The sequence below is a fragment of the Xanthomonas sp. PPL134 genome (assembly GCF_040595915.1).
Lineage (GTDB): Bacteria > Pseudomonadota > Gammaproteobacteria > Xanthomonadales > Xanthomonadaceae > Xanthomonas_A > Xanthomonas_A indica.
Map to the genome: position 1 here is coordinate 413,007 of NZ_JAMDLL010000003.1, position 17,437 is coordinate 430,443.

A 17,437-nucleotide genomic window follows, 5' to 3' on the forward strand; every position below is an offset into this window, starting at 1 on the left:
AGCGATCGAGATGCGTATCGTAGAGGCTGCGGGGTAGCCTGAGGTGAGCGCGGCGCGTTCGGCGCGCGCCGCATGCGCCGCGTGTCGCATCTCGAGCGCGCGGCCGCTCAGCGCGCCGCGGTCGGCAATTCGTCCCAGACCTTGGGATCTTCGGCGCCCAGCACCCAGCAGCTGAAGCCTTCCAGGCCGTACTGCTTGACCAGGTCGTAGCGGGCGCGGAAGCTGCGCGCGTCCGGGCGGAACACCCATTCGCGCATGTCGTCGCGGTAGAAATAGAACCACGACTCCTGCTCCACCGGATCCCATTGCACGGTGGCGTTCTGCTCCACCGCCAGCGGGAACGACTCGTCGGCGTCGATGTAGTCGGCGGTGATGTTGGAGGCTTCGGTGCCGTCGGGCTTGACCGGATTGCCGGTGTACCAGCGGTAGCCATAGGTGGCGATGCCCAGCGACAGCTTGTCCTTCGGCACCTGGGTCAGCGCGTAGTCCAGGTGCTTCTTCATCCACACCATGCCGTCCACCGGGCCGGGCGTGGTCCAGCGGGTGTGCTGGTCGTAGGTCATCAGGCTGATCAGGTCGGCCGAGGCGCTCAGCGCCTTGAGGTCGTAGGCGCCGCGCCAGTACTCCCACATCCACTTTGCGAATGCGCCGCCCTCGGCATAGCCCGGTGCGTTCGGCACCACCGCCACCGACAGCTTGAAGCCGGCCTTGTGCAGCGCCTCGGCGGTCTGCTTGACCATCAGCGAGTAGGCGTCGCGGTCGGTCCAGGCGATGCTCTCGAAATCGAACTGGAAGCCGTAATAGCCGTGCTTGCGGCCGTGGATCAGCAGCGCGGCGATCATCCGCTGCTTGGCGTCCTCGTCGTGCAGCAGCTTGTGGAAGCCGTCGCGGCCGGCGGTCATCGACAGGATCGGCATCACCCGCAGCTTGTGCTGCTTGGCGATCTCGTACAGGTACAGGTTCGGGGTGCCGTTGACCAGGCCGCTCTGGTCCACGCCGTACCAGGTCGGCACCACCACATCGATCTTGTCGAGGTGGGCCAGGAACGAATTGGTCGATTTCTGCGTGTTCATCAGATAGAACAGCGCAGTCGGGTTCTTGGCCATGGCTGGGGCGCAGACCAGGGCGAGGGCGAACAGCAGCCCTGCGAAACGCTTCATCATCGGGAGGGATCCGTTGGCGGGGTGGGGGAGGACAGATCGATGCGGAACACGTAGGCGTGTTCGCCCACCGGCTTGGCCGGCAGGCGCAGGTGCAGGCCGTCGGCGCGCTGCTCGAACGGCACCGGCTTGCCGCTGGCGAGCAGGGTGACGCCTCGCACGCCGTCGGACGGCTTCAGCGAGCGGATCAGCGCCTGGCCGTCAGCCGGCCAGCCCAGCTCGATCGCGTACAGCGCGCCGTGGCCGGTGGTGAAGCGGAAATCCGCGGGCGTGTACGGCTTGGTCTTGGTGTCCTGGAAGGTGCCGCCGACCACTTCGGTCGGGCCTTCGCCGTAGCTGCGCCACGGCGTGCTGTCGTAGATCGCCTCGCCATTGGTCTTGAGCCATTTACCGATCGACAGCAGGATCGCGCGTTCGGTGTCCGGGATCGAGCCGTCGGCGCGCGGGCCGATGTTGAGCATCAGGTTGCCGTTCTTGCTGACCACGTCCACCAGCATGTGGATGATGAAGGTCGGCGTCTTGTAGGTGTCGTTCTCGACATAGCCCCACGAGGCGTTGCTGACCGAGGTGTCGGTCTGCCAGTGGGTGGGATGGATGCCGGTGAGCTGGCCGCGTTCGATGTCCAACGTGCCGGCGCCCTCGGGGAAGGCGCCGAGCTTGTAGTTCACCACCACGCCGCCCTTGGCCGCGCCGTGGTTGTAGTAGTACGAGAGCATGGTCGGCAACGTGCCGCGGAAGGTCGGGTGCGCGATCCACCAGTCGAAATAGATCAGATCCGGGTCGTAGCGGTCGATCAGTTCGGTGGTGCGCGCCAGCCAGTCGTCCAGCCAGGCTTGCGAGACCGGAGTCCAGTCGTTGTGCACGTCGGCGTCGTCCTTGCCCGGCAGGCGGACCTGTGCGGGGCCGTACAGGCCGGCGTAGCGCGGGTCGTTGACGTCCGAGTCGAACTGGCGGCCACCGTCGAAGAACCAGTCGTGCTCGGCGCGGTGCGAGGACAGGCCGAAATGCAGGCCCTGCGCGCGGATCGCCTTGGACAGCTCGCCGATCACGTCGCGCTTGGGGCCCATCTTGACCGCGGTCCAGTCCGACAGCTGCGAGTCGTACATCGCGAAGCCGTCGTGGTGCTCGGCCACCGGCACCACGTAACGGGCGCCGGATTCGCGGAACAGCGTGGCCCAGGCCTGCGGATCGAACTTGGGCGCGGTGAACAGCGGGATCAGGTCCTTGTAGCCGAAGCGCGACTGCGGGCCGTAGGTCTCACGGTGATGCAGGTAGTCCTTGCTGCCCTGCTGGTACATGTTGCGCGAGTACCACTCGTTGCCGAAGGCCGGCACCGAGAACACGCCCCAATGGATGAAGATGCCGAACTTGGCGTTGTCGTACCAGGACGGCGAGCGGTACTGCTTGAGCGAGGTCCAGTCGGGTCGGAACGGTCCGCCGCGCGCGCCATCGTTGGCTTCGCGCACCAGGCGCGCGCGTTCGGGCGCGTACTTGGCGGTGGCCTGCAGCCACTGCTGGTCGATCTGTTCCGGACTGAGGGTGGTGGCGGTGGGGGCCGTCGGCGACGGCGCGTCCGCGGCGCCGGCGGGCAGGGCCGTCAGCGCAAGAATGAGGGCCAGCGCGCTGGCCAGGGTCTGGCGTGCGGCTCCGGCGTGGCGGGATCGGTCCGCACGGGGGCGGGTCTCGGTCGTCATGGAACGGCACTCCTTGTTGCAGAAGACGATGCCGGCGCCGCCGCGCCGGACACGAAACGGCGCGCCACCGTGGAGGGACGGTGGCGCGCCGGTGCTACATCAGAACTTGAAGTTCAACTGCGCCTGGTAGCCGCGGCCGTTCTTGTACATGCCGATCGGCGCGTACTTGACCTCGTTGTACCAGTAGTAGGTCGAGTCGAGCAGGTTGGTCGCGCTGAAGCTCACGCTCATCCAGTCGTTGATCTCGTACGAGGCGGTCAGATCCAACTGCTTGTACTCGTCGGTGAACACCTGCGAGTTCAGGCGGCCGACCTGGGTGAAGTACTTGGAGCGGTAGCTGTAGTTGACGCGCACCATCCACGGGCCGTTTTCCCAGTAGGGGATCACGTTGTAGGTGTTCTTCGACAGGTACGGCAGGTTCAGGCCGGTGCTGGCGTCGGCGGTGGCGTAGGTGTAGTTCGCCTGCAGGCCGAAACCGTAGCCGAACGCCTGCTGGTAGTTCAGCGAGGCGCCCTTGACCTTGGCGTTGGAGACATTGACCGGCGAGCTGATCTGGTAGATGCCGCTCACCCCATTGATCGGGTCGGTCAACTGCTGCGCGGTGGTAACGGTCACGATATAAGAGCCGATGTCCCGATAAAACACTTCACCAGACAGCATGCTGGACGGGGCAAAGTACCACTCCGCGGCCAGATCGTAGTTGGTCGACTCGTAGGGCTTCAGGTCCGGGTTGCCGCCGCTACCGGTCAGGTTGCACGACGTATTGCCGTTACAGGTCGTGCCATCGCTGCTGGTGCTGTTGAGCGAAACAGATCCTGCAAGATCCTGGTAACGGGGACGCGCGATCACCTTCGCTGCAGAGAAGCGCAGCACCTTGTTGTCATCCAAGTCGTACGCGATGTTGAAGCTCGGCAACGGCTTGTAGTACTGCTTGGTCGAGGTCACCGGGGTGTAGGTGCCGCCATTGGAGCTGAGCCAGTACAGCGACTTGTCCTTGGTGTCGACATAGCGCACGCCCAAGTTACCGCGCCACTTGCCGGACTCGAAATTCATCTGCGCATAGAGATCGCTGGTGATCTCCTTGACATCGAACATCTGGCCGTACTTGCTCTCCAAGGCGCCCTGCGGAAGAGACTTCAGATAGGACAGCACCGAGTTCAGGTTGGCGGTCGGCCAGTTGACCAGGTCCGAACTGGCGTGGAGTCCATCGTACAAGCCGCTCGGAGTGGTGCCCGGGTTGAATGACGTCAGCAGAATGTCTTGGTTGGCATAGATCGCATTGCCGCGCGAGTCCTGGCCGTTTTCGTGGTTGATGTACTTGTAGCCGACCTGCAGCTTGTTCAGCGGACCCCAGTCCAGATCGCGTGCGGCATCGAACTGGAAGTACTTCTCTTTGTCCTGGGTGGTGGTGTACTCGATACCACCGGCCTGTTGACCCGACTTCAGGCCCCAGTTGCTAGCGCTATTGTTGCCGTAGGTAACCCCGGTGTTGGTCCCGTCATAGTTGAAGTTGTAGCCACCGTCCTGCAGCAGGAACTTCATCAGGTACTCGGGGTCCTTGCCGCCGGTGGCCTTGGTGGCGCCGGCCTGGGTGGTGAACACCCACTTGTCGCCATAGAAGTCGTGGCGCAGGTTCAGGCTCTTGGTGGTGACGTTGCTTTCGCGGTAGTTGGTGTCCAACTGCGCATACGGCTGCTTGCCGTTGCCGGCGCCGTCGGTGACCGTGGCCTGGGTGATGTAGCCGTTCTGCACGGTCGCGCTGGTGATCTTGTCCTGATCGCCACAGCCCGGGCAGACGTAGCGCGATTCGCTGAAGTTGTTGTACTTGCCCTTGATGTAGAGGCCGGTCAGGTTGAACTCGTTCTGATCGTTCGGCTTCCACTGCAGTGCGCCCTGCAGGCCGTTGCGCTCGCGGGTCTGCTGGAAGAAGGAACTGTTGATACCCACCGGGATCTTGGCGGTCGCGACGTTACCACCGTCGCCGGAGATGCGCGCGGTCGGCGGGATGCCGGCGCCGGTGTTGTAGCCGAAGAACTCGATGCCGGCGCGCGACAGGTCTTCCTTGTCGTGGGTGGCGGAGATCAACGCACCGAAGGTCTCGTCGTCGTTCTTCCAGCTCCACAGCGCCGAGCCGCGCGGATTGCCTTCTTCCGAACGGTCGTTGTAGTTATAGCCGATCGAGCCGCGGATGGTGTTCTTCGGCAGGTCCAGCGGCTTGCGGGTGTGCACGATCACGGTGCCGCCGATCGAGCCTTCGTCGATGCGCGCTTCCGGGGTCTTGTAGACCTCCATCAGGCCGATGATTTCCGGCGACAGCAGGGTGTAGTTGAAGGTGCGGCCGCTGGTGTCGGTCGGGTTGCCGCCCCAGTCGCCCGAGGCGATGGTCTGGCCATTGAGCAGCACGCGGTTCAGCGCCGGGTCGGTGCCGTTGATGCTGACCTTCTCGCCTTCGCCGAACTGGCGGTCCACGCTGATGCCCGGCAGGTGCGCCAGCGACTCGGCGGCGTTGGTGTCCGGGAACTTGCCGATGTCTTCGGCGCTGATCGCATCGACGATGGAGTTGGCCGAGCGCTTCACCGACTGGCTCTTCTCCAGCGAGGCGCGGTAGCCGGTGACGGTGATGGCATCCAACTGCTGGACGTTCTTGGAATCCGCGTTGGCGGAAGCGGGCGCTTCCTGCGCGGCGGCGTTACCGGACAGGTACAGCGCGGCCATGATGCTGATGGCTAAGGTCGTGGTGCGGCTATTCATTGGCTAAACCTCTGGGTGAGTACTTGGGCATGAGGTGCCAACCGATGTTCCGGCGTGCTGGCCGCTGCCCGGCCTTGTGGATGGGCGCCGCGCCTGGTGGCGCTGCGCGGATCGCATCTCGATGCGCGTCGTCCGGTCGCTGACGCGGAAGTAGCCAACCGGCGGCATCGAGGGCGCCGGTTCTTCCTGTGTTCCTGCAGGTAACAACCAAGTCCAGCAATGAAGCAGTGCACCTGCTGCCTGGTCCGGGCGCGGCTGCGTCCGTGCCCGGCGCGGGCGTGGTCTCGTCGGTTCGGGGGATGCCGATTGCGGCGTCAGCGCGCGTCCTGCCACTTGGCGCGGGAGGAGCGGCGATGCGTCGCTGTATCTGAATCCCCTGAACGTGGCATGTCTTGAAGTTGTAAAACTTGTGTGAGCCGAGTCTGTCGTAGCGCTGACAGCGTTGTCAACACCCGTTTCACGCGGTTTTGACTATTGCAAGCAAGGCTCGCCGCGGCATCTTTCTGCTGGCTTTCACAGGGTGTCCGCGGGCTGGTCTAGGTGCTTGTCTACAAAAGAAAACATGCCGGAAGCTGGTGGCGCCACCGCCGTTGTGGCCGACCGGCCCCGGCGCGGCAAGGTCTGCGGGCTTGCCCCGCATGTGGCAAAAATTTGTGCGATGCGGCGAAATTTTGCGACGGATGTTCACCCATGCAACGGGCAACGCGACCGACCCTCCGGAGCGCCAGGCGATCACCCATAAGAAAGCGACGTGGTGAAGACAAAACGACGAACCGGTGAATTTCACCTTGACAACGTTGTCAAGGTGGTCGGACACTCGATCGATCAATCGGCCGAATCGGCGCGCGCCTGCTCTGGCGCAACGGGAGAAGACGTGTCCGCAAGCAGTTCATCAGTGGCAGCGGCCGTGCCGCGCGCCGAGCCTTTCATTGCTGCCGATGTCGGCGGAACCCATGTCCGGATCGGCCTAGTCGCACGCGCTGCCGGCGCTGGCCCTGCGCCGGCGGTCGATGTGCTGGACTATCGCAAGTACCGCTGCGCCGACTATCCCGGCCTGGCCGAGATCATTGGCGAATTCCTCGATCAGGTGCAGGGGCCGAAGCCGACCCGCGGCGTGATCGCCAGCGCCGGTTATGCACTCGAGGATGGACGCGTCATCACCACCAATCTGCCGTGGACGCTGTCGCCGCCGGAGATTCGCGAACGCCTGGGACTGACGGCGCTGCCCCTGGTCAACGATTTCGAAGCGGTGGCGTATGCGGCGGCGTCGATGGACGCCAGCGAAGTGCTGCATCTGGCCGGGCCGCGCAAGGCGCAGCGTGGGCCGGCCTTGGTGATCGGCCCGGGCACCGGCCTCGGTGCCGCGGTGTGGATTCCGACCCACGGCGGCGCCGTGGTGCTGGCCACCGAGGCCGGCCATGCCGCGCTGCCGGTCGGCAACGATCTGGAGCTGGCGTTGGCGCAGCGCTTGTTGCGCGACCGTTCCTATGTGCCGGTGGAGCATTTCCTGTCCGGCCCCGGTCTGCTCAATCTATATCGCGTGCTGTGCGACCTGCGTGGTGCCACGCCCACGCATGCCGCGCCGAGCGACGTCACCGCGGCGGCGCTGGCCGGCGACGATCCGCTCGCGCACGAGGCGCTGTCGGCGTTCTGCGGCCTGCTCGGCAGCGTGGTCGGCGACATGGCGCTGCTGTACGGTGTGCAGGGCGGCATCTACCTGGCCGGCGGCTTCCTGCCGCAGATCGGCGCGTTCCTGTCCGCGAGCAGTTTCGTCGAGCGCTACTTGAACAAGGGTGCGATGCGGCCGGCGCTGGAGCAGATCCCGGTGAAGCTGGTCGAACACGGCCAGCTCGGGGTGATCGGTGCGGCGAACTGGTTCCTGCAGCAGCGCGACTGAGGCGCTGGGTCCGGTCGCGTCGGCACAGGCCGCGTCCTGCGGTCGGCGTGCGTGCGAGTGCATCCCGCAGGCTTTGATCTCTGGTGCATGCCGGCGCTTGCGCTGCCGCATCGCGCCTACAGGGCGTGCCTGGCAGCAACAGGAAGTGTCCTGTAGGAGCGGCTTCAGCCGCGACGGACTTCCCCGCCCGGCGCTCCTGCAGGAAGCGAGAGCATGTGGAGCACCTTCCATGACATTCTCCGGCCCGCATTGGCCGGATTGACGGTGACGATTCACGACCAGGTCGCCGAGGGCGACAAGGTGACCACCCGCAAGACCGTGTCGGGCAGGCACACGGGCACGCTGTTCGGGGTGGAACGGGAAGCCTGGTCGCGGCTGAAGCCGCTCCTGCGTGTGTGCGCTGGCCGTAGTGATGAACGGCGCCCGACGCATCGCTTCCGCAGGGCAAGGTCAGCTTCGGCATGAGCCGATGATTCGCCGTTCCCGACGGGGTGGGCTGCAGTCCAGGTGGGTGGCTGCGCCCGTGTCGCTACATATAAGAAGGAAGGACGCCGACGGAGGCCCGATGGCATCGCGTCGCGTCCGGTGGCACGCCAACGCCTGCGGCGCGTCCGGCGCGGCGTCGCCGCCTACATTGCGGCGTGCGCGAACTCACAAGTCGCCGTGATGCGCCTGCAGCGCCGCGATCGCGGCCAGGCCGGCGGTTTCGGTGCGCAGGATGCGCGGCCCCAGGCGCAGGCCGACGAAGCCGGCCGCCTCCAGCGTGGCGCGGTCGCGCGGCGACCAGCCGCCTTCCGGGCCGATCGCGATCGTTGCCGCGTCGCCGCTGATCTCCAGCGCGCGCAGGCGGTGTTCGCCCTGCGGGTCGAGGATCAGTCGGCATGGGCTGTGCGCGGCGGCGCGCGCGGCGTCGGCCAGGGCCAGCGGCGCGCTCAGTTGCGGCACGCGCGCGCGACCGGACTGTTCGCAGGCCGCGATCACCACGCTGCGCCAGTGCGCCACGCGCTTGTCCACTCGCGCCGCGTCCAGCTTCACTTCGGTGCGCTCGGCCCACACCGGCACGATCGCGGCGACGCCGAGCTCGGTGGCCTTCTGCAGGATCAGGTCCATCTTCTCGCCGCGCGCGACGCCCTGCAGCAGGGTGATCGCCAGCGGCGACTCGTTGTCGGCCGGCCGCGCCGCACCGATGCGCACGCTGGCGTTGCGCTTGCCGGCCTGCAGCAGTTCGGCGTGGTAATCGCTGCCGTCGCCGTTGAACAGCACGCAGGGGTCGCCTTCGCGCAGCCGCAGCACGCGCAGCAGATGGTTGGCGACGTCCTCCGGCAGGCTCAGCTCGGCGCCGGCATGCAGCGGCAGGTCCACATGGCAGCGGGTCAGGCGCATGCCACCGCCTCGTCGATCGCCGCCAAGGTGGTCTCGGCCAGCAGTGCCAGCTGCGCGGCATCCACGCAGTAGGGCGGCATCCAGTACAGCACGTCGCCCAGCGGGCGCAGCACCACGCCGCGCGCCAGCGCGGCACGGTAGGCATGCAGGCCCACGCGCGCCGCCGCCGGGAAGGGCGTGCGCTTGTCGCCGTTACGGGTGAGTTCGAACGCCACCACCATGCCGGCCTGGCGCACGTCGGCCACGTGCGCATGCTCGGCGAACGGCGCCGACAGCGCGCGCATGGTTTCGGCGGTGCTGCGGTTGCGCGCGATCACATCGTCCTCCTGCAGGATCCGCAGCGACGCCAGCGCCGCCGCGCAGGCCAGCGGGTTGCCGGTGTAGCTGTGCGAATGCAGGAAGGCGCGCTCGCGGCTGTCGTCGAGGAAGGCGTCATAGAGATGCTGGGTGGCCAGCACCGCCGACAGCGGCAGGAAGCCGCCGGTCAGGCCCTTGGACAGGCACAGCAGGTCCGGCATCACCCCGGCCTGCTCGCAGGCGAACAGGGTGCCGGTGCGGCCGAAGCCGGTGGCGATCTCGTCGGCGATCAGGAAGGCGCCGTTGGCGTCGCACAGTTCGCGCGCCCGGCGCAGATAGGCCGGGTCGTGCATGCGCATGCCACCGGCGCACTGCAGGCGTGGCTCCAGGATCACCGCGCAGATCTCGCCGGGATGGCGGTCGAACAGGTCGGCCAGCGCATCGGCGGCGGCATCGGCGCGTTCGCGCGCGCTCTGCCCGGGCGCGGCCTGGTAGGCGTCGGGCGAGGGCGCGAACAGCGCCTCGGCCAGCAGCGGCGCATACACACGCCGGTACAGCGGGATGTCGCCGACCGCCAGTGCGCCGATGGTCTCGCCGTGGTAGCCGTTCTCCAGCGCGACGAAGCGGGTGCGCCCGGGCTCGCCGCGGTTCTGGAAATAATGGAAGGCCATCTTCAGCGCCACTTCCACGCCGGCCGAGCCGTTGTCGGCATAGAACACCTTGGCCAGCGGCGCGCGGCCCTCCTGGCGCGGCGCCAGCGCCAGCAGCTGTTCGGCCAGCAGCACCGCCGGTTCGTGGCTGAAACCGGCCAGCATCACCTGTTCCAGCTGCGTGGCCTGGGCGGCGATGGCCGCGGCGATGCGCGGTTCGCCGTGGCCGAACAGGTTGGTCCACCAACTGCTCACCGCATCCAGGTAGCGGCGGCCGCCGTGGTCGATCAGCCAGGCGCCTTCACCGCGTGCGATCGGGACCAGGGGCAGGGTATCGGGGTGCTCGCGCATCTGCGTGCACGGGTGCCAGAGCACGGCCAGGTCGCGCTGGCGCCACGCGTCGGCCATCTGTGCTGCGGTCAGGTCTGATAGCATTTCGCGCTCATGAACAGGTTCTTCGCTCCGCGCATTCTATCGATCGACGCCGCCCGGCGCCGCAGGGTGCCGGCGTGACCCGTCCGTTGCCGGTCATCCATGCCGTGCGCGAGCGCAGCGAATCGGCCACCGAGCGCCGGGTCGAGGAACTGGACCTGGAGTTCAGCAACGGCGAACGCCGCGTGTTCCACCGGCTCAAGGCGCCGGGCCACGGCGCGGTGGTGGTGGTGCCGATGCTGGATGCGCAGACCGTGCTGCTGGTGCGCGAGTACGCCGCCGGAGTGCACCGCTACGAGCTGGGCCTGGTCAAGGGCCGGATCGACGCCGGCGAGACGCCGCTGCAGGCGGCCGACCGCGAGCTCAAGGAAGAGGCCGGTTATGGTGCGCGGCAACTGCGCGTGCTGCGCGCGATGACCCTGGCGCCGACCTACATGAGCCACCAGTCGTGGCTGGTGCTGGCGCAAGATCTCTATCCCGAACGACTAGCCGGCGACGAGCCGGAGGAATTGGAAGTGGTGCCCTGGAAACTGGCTGAACTGGATCAACTGATGTTGCGTGAGGATTTTTCCGAGGGGCGTTCGCTGGCGGCGCTGTTCATCGCCCGCGAGTGGCTGGGTCGCGCCGAATGATCCGTCTGACCAGTGATTTGCGCGAAACCGTGATCGCCATCGCCATCGATGCCGCCGCGGCGATCATGTCCGTCTACGCCACCGGCTTCGAGGTGGAGCACAAGGCCGATACCAGTCCGTTGACCCAGGCCGACCTGGCCGCGCACCAGATCATCGTCGAAGGCCTGGAACGGCTGACCCCGGACCTGCCGGTGCTGTCCGAGGAATCGGCACAGATTCCGTGGGAGGTGCGCCAGCACTGGACCACCTACTGGCTGGTCGACCCGCTCGACGGCACCCGCGAGTTCGTCAAGCGCAATGGCGAGTTCAGCGTCAACATCGCGCTGATCCACCAGGGCGCGCCGGTGTTCGGCGTGGTCCAGGCGCCGGTCGATGGCCGCGTCTGGCACGCCGTGCGCGGCGAGCAGGCGTACCGCCGCGAGGGCTTTCGCGATACCGCGTTGAACACGCGGTGCCCGGCCACCGCGCCGCTGCGGGTGGCGGCGAGCCGCTCGCACCGCGACGCGCGCACCGACGCGCTGCTGCAGCGCATGGGCGAGATCGAATTGGTCGCGCAGGGCTCCTCGCTGAAGTTCTGCCGCATCGCCGACGGCGACCTGGACGTGTACCCGCGCTTCGGCCCGACCTCCGAGTGGGACACCGCCGCCGGGCAGTGCGTGCTGCAATCCGCCGGCGGTGCGCTGCTGGCCGCCGCGACCGGCAAGCCGTTCCGCTACAACCGCCGCGAATCGCTGCTCAATGGCGACTTCGTGGCGCTCGGCGATCCGGCGCAGCCCTGGCGCGACTGGCTGGGCTGAGCCGCACCGCACGCGCGCGCCGCATGGCGCGCGCTCTGCCACACTAGGGGACAGGCGGCAGCGGTGCCGTCGCACCGGAACCCGCCCGTGACCCCAGCCCGCTACGACCTTCCCGCCCTGCTCGACATCATGGCGCGCCTGCGCGATCCCGCGCAGGGCTGTCCCTGGGACCTGGAGCAGGACTTCGCCAGCATCGCCGCCTACACGGTCGAAGAGGCCTACGAAGTGGCCGACGCGATCGACCGCCAGGACCTGGCCGGGCTGAAGGACGAACTCGGCGATCTGCTGCTGCAGGTGGTGTTCCATGCGCAGATGGCGCGCGAGCAGGGCGCGTTCGGCTTCGACGACGTGGTCGCGGCGATCTGCGACAAGATGGTGCGCCGCCACCCGCACGTGTTCGGCGACAGCCAGGTGGCCGATGCCCAGCAGCAGACGCTGAAGTGGGAAGAGATCAAGCGCGCCGAGCGTGCCGCCGCCGGCGAGCGCGACGGCTCGGCGCTGGCCGGCATCGCCCGTGGCCTGCCGGAATGGCAGCGCGCGCTGAAGCTGCAGTCGCGCGCGGCGCGGGTCGGCTTCGATTGGCCCGGCCCGGCGCCGGTGCTGGACAAGGTGCAGGAAGAACTGGAAGAAGTGCGGGCGGAGCTGGCGCACGGCGCCGCGGCCGACCCGGCCCGCCTGCAGGACGAGATCGGTGACCTGCTGTTCGTCTGTGCCAACCTGGCGCGGCATGCCAAGGTCGACGTCGGCGCCGCGCTGCGCCATGCCAACCTCAAGTTCGAGCGCCGCTTCCGCGCCATGGAACGGCTGGCGCAGCAGGACGGCGGCGCGCTGGACGGTCTGGCCCTGGTAGAGCAGGAGGCGTACTGGCAGCGCGCCAAGGACGAAGAGCGCGCCGCGGCCGGATGAAGACGCTGCTGCTGTTCGTGCTGACCGCCGTCGCGGAAATCGTCGGCTGCTACCTTCCTTATCTCTGGCTGCGCGAACAACGCAGCGCCTGGCTGCTGGTGCCGGCCGCAGGCAGCCTGGCGGTCTTCGTCTGGCTGCTGACCCTGCACCCGGCCGCCAGCGGCCGCGTCTATGCGGCCTACGGCGGCGTCTATGTCGCCGTCGCCTTGCTGTGGCTGTGGGCGGTGCAGGGCATGCGTCCCACGCGCTGGGACCTGCTCGGTGCCGGCCTGTGCATGCTCGGCATGGCGGTGATCATGTTCGCGCCGCGGCAGGGTTGAGGCCTGCGCGATAGGCGATCCTCGAAAAGTCTATTGCGACGAATGAGAGGCGGACTCCGTAGGAGCGGCTTCAGCCGCGACGGGCGCTCTCGGTGACGCGCGTTGCGGCTGAAGCCGCTCCTACGACGCGCACGGCGTGCCCCGCGGAGTCGCGGCACAGCGCGTTAGAGGTGCCCTGAAGCCGCTCCTGCAGGGGAGTTCGCAGCCCATTGTGCCGAGGCGATGCGATTTGCTGGTGGTGCCCTCCAGGTACGCGGTTTACACCAGGCTGCAGCGTTGCGGGCATGCCTGGCGCGGCACTGTCGCTCACCACCTGTCCGTGTCCGGCGCCTGCGCCCCAGGAGGCGTCACACGCTGCGAGCATACGCCCATGCTCCCGGCGTATGCTGGTGTCCTGCGTCGCCTCGGGAGGGCCATCGCATGCGCCGCTTCGCCAGTTTCCGCGAGTTCTATTCGTTCTATCTGAGCGAGCACCGCCATCCGCTGTCGCGTCGGCTGCATTTCGTCGGCAGTGTCGGCGTGCTGGCGAGCCTGCTGCTGGCACTGTGCACCGGTCAGCCGCGCTGGCTATGGGCCGCGCCGGTCTGCGGTTACGGCTGCGCCTGGATCGGCCATTTCGTGTTCGAGAACAACCGCCCGGCCACCTTCAAGCACCCGCTGTACTCGCTCGCCGGCGACTGGGTGATGTTCAAGGACATGCTGCTGGGCCGCATCCGCTGGTGACCGGCACGCTTGCGTGCGCTGGCTATACTGCCGATTCGATTCCTTATTCTGGTTAATGGAGCAACCTGATGCCGTCTACCTTTTTCCTTACGCTGGTGATCCTGTTCTTCGGCGTGGTGGTGCTGTTCAAGACCGTGCGCATGGTGCCGCAGGGATTCCAATGGACGGTGGAGCGCTTCGGCCGCTACACCCACACGCTGTCGCCCGGCCTGCACTTCCTGATCCCGTGGGTGTATGGCGTGGGCCGCAAGGTCAACATGATGGAGCAGGTGCTGGACGTGCCCAGCCAGGACGTCATCACCAAGGACAACGCGGTGGTGCGCGTGGACGGCGTCGTGTTCTTCCAGGTGCTGGATGCCGCCAAGGCCGCGTATGAAGTGTCGAATCTGGAAATCGCCACCATCGCCCTGGTGCAGACCAACATCCGTACCGTGATCGGCTCGATGGACCTGGATGAGTCGCTGAGCCAGCGCGAGACCATCAATGCGCAGCTGTTGAACGTGGTCGACCATGCCACCAATCCGTGGGGCATCAAGGTCACCCGCATCGAGATCCGCGACATCCAGCCGCCGCGCGACCTGGTCGATGCGATGGCCCGGCAGATGAAGGCCGAGCGCGAGAAGCGCGCGCAGATCCTCGAGGCGGAGGGCTCGCGGCAGTCGGAGATCCTGCGCGCCGACGGCGAGAAGCAGGCGGCGGTGCTGGAGGCCGAAGGCCGCAAGGAGGCCGCGTTCCGCGACGCCGAGGCGCGCGAGCGGCTGGCCGAGGCCGAAGCGCGGGCGACGGCGATGGTGTCCAAGGCGATCGCCGAAGGCGACGTGCAGGCGATCAACTACTTCATCGCGCAGAAGTACGTGGAGGCGTTCAAGGAGCTGGCCACCGCCCCGAACCAGAAGTTCGTGCTGATGCCGATGGAGTCCAGCGGCATCATCGGCTCCATTGCCGGCATCGCCGAACTGGCGCGCGAGGCGCTGAACAAGCAGGCCACCCCGCCGGCAGTGCCGCGCGTGCCGCCGCGCAGCGGAGTCTGAGCCATGCGCATTGAGGTAGTGGCCTGGGGTGCCCTGACCTTGTTGCTGTTCGCTGCCGAGTCGCTCGCGCCGGGCGCCTTCATGCTGTGGATGGGCTTTGCCGCGGCGGCGGTGTTCCTCGCGGTGCTGGTGTTCCCGGACATCTCCCTGCTGCTGCAGGTCGGCGCGTTCGTGGTGCTGAGCTTCGTCTCGATCCAGGTGTACCGCACCTGGTTCCGCAACCGCGGCCGGACCAGCGACCAGCCGTTGCTCAACCGCCGTGCCGAGCAACTGATCGGCCGCGTGGTGACCCTGGACCAGCCGATCCACGGCGGCCGCGGCCGCGCCAAGGTCGACGACGCCTTCTGGGTCGTCGGCGGCCCCGACCTGCCGGCCGGCAGCACCGTGCGCATCGTCGGCGTGGACGGGATGACGCTGCTGGTCCAGGCGGCTTGAAAGCCGGGATTGGGGATTGGGGATTGGGGATTGGGGATTCGGGATTGGTGCCGCGAGTGCGCGGCACCTCTGCCTTCCTAATCTTCCTGCGCGTAGGAGCGGCGATCAAGCGCGAGTCCTTCGGCTCAGGACGCCCGCTCTTGCGAATCCCGAATCCCGATTCCCCAATCCCCGGCCCTTCTGCGGGGCGCGGCTGAAGCCGCTCCTACGGTAGCGGCGATCGAGCGCCAGTCCTTCGGATCCAGGACAGCCGCTCTTACGATTCCCCATTCCCGACTCCCCAATCCCGGCTCACAGCCAGCGATAATGGGGGACTTTTCTCACGGACCCGCGCCATGACCCAGAAGACCATCCTCAACGACAGCCACCGCGCCCTCGGCGCCAAGATGGTCGACTTCGGCGGCTGGGACATGCCGATCCACTACGGCTCGCAGATCGACGAGCACCACCAGGTGCGCCGCGACGCCGGCATGTTCGACGTCAGCCACATGACCGTGGTCGATCTGCACGGCGAGCAGGTCCGCGCGTTCCTGCGCCACCTGCTGGCCAATTCGGTGGACAAGCTGAAGGTGCCGGGCAAGGCGCTGTACACCTGCATGCTCAACCCGCAGGGCGGGGTGATCGACGATCTGATCGTCTATTACATGTCCGATGCGTTCTTCCGCCTGGTGGTCAACGCCGCCACCCGCGCCAAGGACCTGGCCTGGATCGGCGAGCAGGCGCAGGCGTTCGGCGTGCAGGTGCGCGAGCGCGACGACTTCGCGATGATCGCGGTGCAGGGGCCGAACGCGCGCGCCAAGGCGATTGGCCTGCTGCGCGAGCAGGACCGCGCCGCCGCCCAGAAGCTCGGCCGCTTCGCCGCGCTCGAGGCGACCTCGGTCGACGGCGTGCCGCTGTTCGTCGCGCGCACCGGTTACACCGGCGAGGACGGCTTCGAGATCGTGCTGCCGCAGCAGCAGGCGCCGGCGTTCTGGGAGGCGTTGATCGGCGCCGGGGTCAAGCCGGCCGGCCTGGGCGCGCGCGACACGCTGCGCCTGGAGGCGGGCATGAACCTGTACGGCCAGGACATGGACGACAGCGTGTCGCCCTACGAGGCCGCGCTGGCCTGGACCGTGACCCTCGACGAGGGCCGCGACTTCATCGGCCGCGCCGTGCTTGAGGCGCAGAAGGCCGGCGGCGCGCCGCGGCAGATGATCGGCCTGGTGATGGACGAGAAGGGCGTGCTGCGCCACGGGCAGAAGGTGCTGACCGCGAACGGCGACGGCGAGATCCTGTCCGGCACCTTCTCGCCGACGCTGGGCAAGGCGATCGCCTTCGCGCGGGTGCCGGCCGGCGAGCCGGGCGCGGTGCGCGTGGACATCCGCGGCAAGGAGGTGCCGGTGCGCGTGGTCAAGTTCCCGTTCGTGCGCGAAGGCCAGGTCCAGCCCGGCGTGCTCGGCTGAGTCCCGTCCTCGGCCGCGGCGCGTGCGACGTCGTTCCCACGCGCGCGGTTCGCTACACTAGCCTCCCATCCTCGATACCGTCTTCTTCCGGAGCAGCCCCATGAGCGAGATCCCTGGCGACCTCAAATTCCTCAAGTCCCACGAGTGGGCCCGCGTCGAGGGCAACGGTCGCGTGACCATCGGCATCTCCGACCACGCCCAGGGCCTGCTTGGCGACCTGGTCTACGTCGAGCTGCCGAACGTCGGCGATCACGTCGAAGCCGGCAACGGCGTGGCCGTGGTCGAGTCGGTCAAGGCCGCCTCGGACGTGTACAGCCCGCTGAGCGGCAAGGTGGTCGAGGTCAACACCGCGCTGAGCGACAAGCCGGAAACGATCAACGAAGACGCCTACGGCGAAGGCTGGATCCTGGTGCTGGAAGCGGACGATGCCGAGCAGTTGAACGAACTGCTGTCGCCGGACGAGTACGCCGAACTGCTCGAGGACGACGGCCACTGAGCCGACCGCCCGTCGCGACACCCGAACCGGCCGCCTCGTGCGGCCGGTTTTTTTTGGGGCTGCGCGCAGCGGCCACGTCGTCCGCATCGGCGTCGCCCTCCTCGGCATGGCCGTCGCGGCAACCTGCGTCGCTGGCGTCGTGGCATGCGTCGATGCGAAGACGGCGTGAGGTTATGGCCGGGCTGCACCGCGAGTGCAGCACGGTTGCCGCGCGTGGCCGCGTCCGCTGCATGCGACCCGCGCGCCGCGCGGCGCCGGTTTTCCGACGCGGCACAGGTGCGGCACGGCATGCGGCACGGTGTGGATCAGGGGGGAACAGACAGCGGCGACGCGGTGTGCGTCTCGCATGTCGTCGCTGCGCGCCGGCGAGGCGCGCGCCGGCGCCAGTCGG

General features: G+C 67.6%; 15 protein-coding genes and 1 pseudogene. 11 read left to right on the plus strand and 5 right to left on the minus strand.

Annotated elements, in window-relative coordinates:
• Nucleotides 1-107 precede the first annotated feature (107 nt).
• From M3U25_RS09590 to M3U25_RS09600, 3 genes are all read right to left on the minus strand, one after another.
• On the minus strand, nt 108-1,163 hold the full coding sequence (locus M3U25_RS09590; protein ID WP_355497929.1) for a glycosyl hydrolase family 18 protein: 1,056 nt from the start codon (nt 1,161-1,163) through the stop codon (nt 108-110).
• Nucleotides 1,160-2,854 carry an alpha-L-fucosidase gene (locus M3U25_RS09595; RefSeq protein ID WP_263392610.1) on the minus strand — a complete coding sequence of 565 codons (1,695 nt, stop codon included), beginning with the start codon at nt 2,852-2,854 and terminating at the stop codon, nt 1,160-1,162. Before M3U25_RS09595 ends, M3U25_RS09590 begins: the two co-directional genes overlap by 4 nt.
• A 99-nt stretch (nt 2,855-2,953) precedes the next feature.
• Entirely contained in the window at nt 2,954-5,605 is a 2,652-nt protein-coding gene (locus M3U25_RS09600; RefSeq protein WP_355497925.1) for a TonB-dependent receptor, read from the minus strand.
• 874 nt (nt 5,606-6,479) lie between these two features.
• On the opposite strand from M3U25_RS09600, the gene M3U25_RS09605 reads away from it, so the two are divergent.
• Complete coding sequence (locus tag M3U25_RS09605; protein ID WP_355497922.1) at nt 6,480-7,502, plus strand: glucokinase family protein; 1,023 nt, start codon at nt 6,480-6,482, stop codon at nt 7,500-7,502.
• A gap of 195 nt (nt 7,503-7,697) precedes the next feature.
• Nucleotides 7,698-7,967 (plus strand): annotated as a pseudogene (locus M3U25_RS09610) (ester cyclase); the annotation flags it as partial.
• A 186-nt stretch (nt 7,968-8,153) separates the two neighbouring features.
• Here M3U25_RS09610 and M3U25_RS09615 read toward each other — a convergent pair.
• Together M3U25_RS09615 and bioA are read right to left on the minus strand one after the other, a co-directional pair.
• Nucleotides 8,154-8,885, minus strand: a complete 732-nt coding sequence (locus M3U25_RS09615) for a 16S rRNA (uracil(1498)-N(3))-methyltransferase (protein ID WP_355497919.1) — start codon at nt 8,883-8,885, stop codon at nt 8,154-8,156.
• On the minus strand, nt 8,876-10,267 hold the full coding sequence (gene bioA, locus M3U25_RS09620) for an adenosylmethionine--8-amino-7-oxononanoate transaminase (RefSeq protein WP_355497916.1): 1,392 nt from the start codon (nt 10,265-10,267) through the stop codon (nt 8,876-8,878). Before bioA ends, M3U25_RS09615 begins: the two co-directional genes overlap by 10 nt.
• An 86-nt stretch (nt 10,268-10,353) precedes the next feature.
• Between bioA and nudE the strand changes: the two genes are divergently transcribed.
• The 9 genes from nudE to gcvH all read left to right on the plus strand — a co-directional run bounded on the left by nudE (nt 10,354) and on the right by gcvH (nt 17,046).
• Nucleotides 10,354-10,896, plus strand: a complete 543-nt coding sequence (nudE, locus tag M3U25_RS09625; protein ID WP_202406913.1) for an ADP compounds hydrolase NudE — start codon at nt 10,354-10,356, stop codon at nt 10,894-10,896.
• The gene (gene cysQ / locus M3U25_RS09630) at nt 10,893-11,693 is read left to right on the plus strand and encodes a 3'(2'),5'-bisphosphate nucleotidase CysQ (RefSeq protein ID WP_355497913.1); all 801 of its coding nucleotides are present in this window, start codon (nt 10,893-10,895) and stop codon (nt 11,691-11,693) included. Before nudE ends, cysQ begins: the two co-directional genes overlap by 4 nt.
• A gap of 129 nt (nt 11,694-11,822) precedes the next feature.
• A complete protein-coding gene (gene mazG, locus M3U25_RS09635) occupies nt 11,823-12,599 on the plus strand; it encodes a nucleoside triphosphate pyrophosphohydrolase (protein WP_242161153.1) in 777 nt (258 codons plus the stop codon).
• A complete protein-coding gene (locus M3U25_RS09640; RefSeq protein ID WP_355497910.1) occupies nt 12,596-12,919 on the plus strand; it encodes a YnfA family protein in 324 nt (107 codons plus the stop codon). Before mazG ends, M3U25_RS09640 begins: the two co-directional genes overlap by 4 nt.
• A gap of 420 nt (nt 12,920-13,339) precedes the next feature.
• Entirely contained in the window at nt 13,340-13,642 is a 303-nt protein-coding gene (locus tag M3U25_RS09645; protein ID WP_355497908.1) for a DUF962 domain-containing protein, read from the plus strand.
• A 68-nt stretch (nt 13,643-13,710) separates the two neighbouring features.
• On the plus strand, nt 13,711-14,673 hold the full coding sequence (locus tag M3U25_RS09650; RefSeq protein ID WP_355497905.1) for an SPFH domain-containing protein: 963 nt from the start codon (nt 13,711-13,713) through the stop codon (nt 14,671-14,673).
• A gap of 3 nt (nt 14,674-14,676) precedes the next feature.
• A complete protein-coding gene (locus M3U25_RS09655; RefSeq protein WP_160946452.1) occupies nt 14,677-15,108 on the plus strand; it encodes an NfeD family protein in 432 nt (143 codons plus the stop codon).
• 335 nt (nt 15,109-15,443) lie between these two features.
• On the plus strand, nt 15,444-16,550 hold the full coding sequence (gene gcvT / locus M3U25_RS09660) for a glycine cleavage system aminomethyltransferase GcvT (RefSeq protein ID WP_242159482.1): 1,107 nt from the start codon (nt 15,444-15,446) through the stop codon (nt 16,548-16,550).
• 100 nt (nt 16,551-16,650) lie between these two features.
• Nucleotides 16,651-17,046, plus strand: a complete 396-nt coding sequence (gcvH, locus tag M3U25_RS09665; RefSeq protein WP_017910465.1) for a glycine cleavage system protein GcvH — start codon at nt 16,651-16,653, stop codon at nt 17,044-17,046.
• Nucleotides 17,047-17,437 lie beyond the last annotated feature (391 nt).

Bases quoted from the DNA above. Each gene is read 5' to 3' on its own strand.
- M3U25_RS09590 (WP_355497929.1), bottom strand. From the start codon at position 1,163: ATGATGAAGCGTTTCGCAGGGCTGCTGTTCGCCCTCGCCCTGGTCTGC.
- M3U25_RS09595 (WP_263392610.1), bottom strand. From the start codon at position 2,854: ATGACGACCGAGACCCGCCCCCGTGCGGACCGATCCCGCCACGCCGGA.
- M3U25_RS09600 (WP_355497925.1), bottom strand. From the start codon at position 5,605: ATGAATAGCCGCACCACGACCTTAGCCATCAGCATCATGGCCGCGCTG.
- M3U25_RS09615 (WP_355497919.1), bottom strand. From the start codon at position 8,885: ATGCGCCTGACCCGCTGCCATGTGGACCTGCCGCTGCATGCCGGCGCC.
- bioA (WP_355497916.1), bottom strand. From the start codon at position 10,267: ATGCTATCAGACCTGACCGCAGCACAGATGGCCGACGCGTGGCGCCAG.
- cysQ (WP_355497913.1), top strand. From the start codon at position 10,893: ATGATCCGTCTGACCAGTGATTTGCGCGAAACCGTGATCGCCATCGCC.
- mazG (WP_242161153.1), top strand. From the start codon at position 11,823: ATGGCGCGCCTGCGCGATCCCGCGCAGGGCTGTCCCTGGGACCTGGAG.
- M3U25_RS09640 (WP_355497910.1), top strand. From the start codon at position 12,596: ATGAAGACGCTGCTGCTGTTCGTGCTGACCGCCGTCGCGGAAATCGTC.
- M3U25_RS09645 (WP_355497908.1), top strand. From the start codon at position 13,340: ATGCGCCGCTTCGCCAGTTTCCGCGAGTTCTATTCGTTCTATCTGAGC.
- M3U25_RS09650 (WP_355497905.1), top strand. From the start codon at position 13,711: ATGCCGTCTACCTTTTTCCTTACGCTGGTGATCCTGTTCTTCGGCGTG.
- M3U25_RS09655 (WP_160946452.1), top strand. From the start codon at position 14,677: ATGCGCATTGAGGTAGTGGCCTGGGGTGCCCTGACCTTGTTGCTGTTC.
- gcvT (WP_242159482.1), top strand. From the start codon at position 15,444: ATGACCCAGAAGACCATCCTCAACGACAGCCACCGCGCCCTCGGCGCC.
- gcvH (WP_017910465.1), top strand. From the start codon at position 16,651: ATGAGCGAGATCCCTGGCGACCTCAAATTCCTCAAGTCCCACGAGTGG.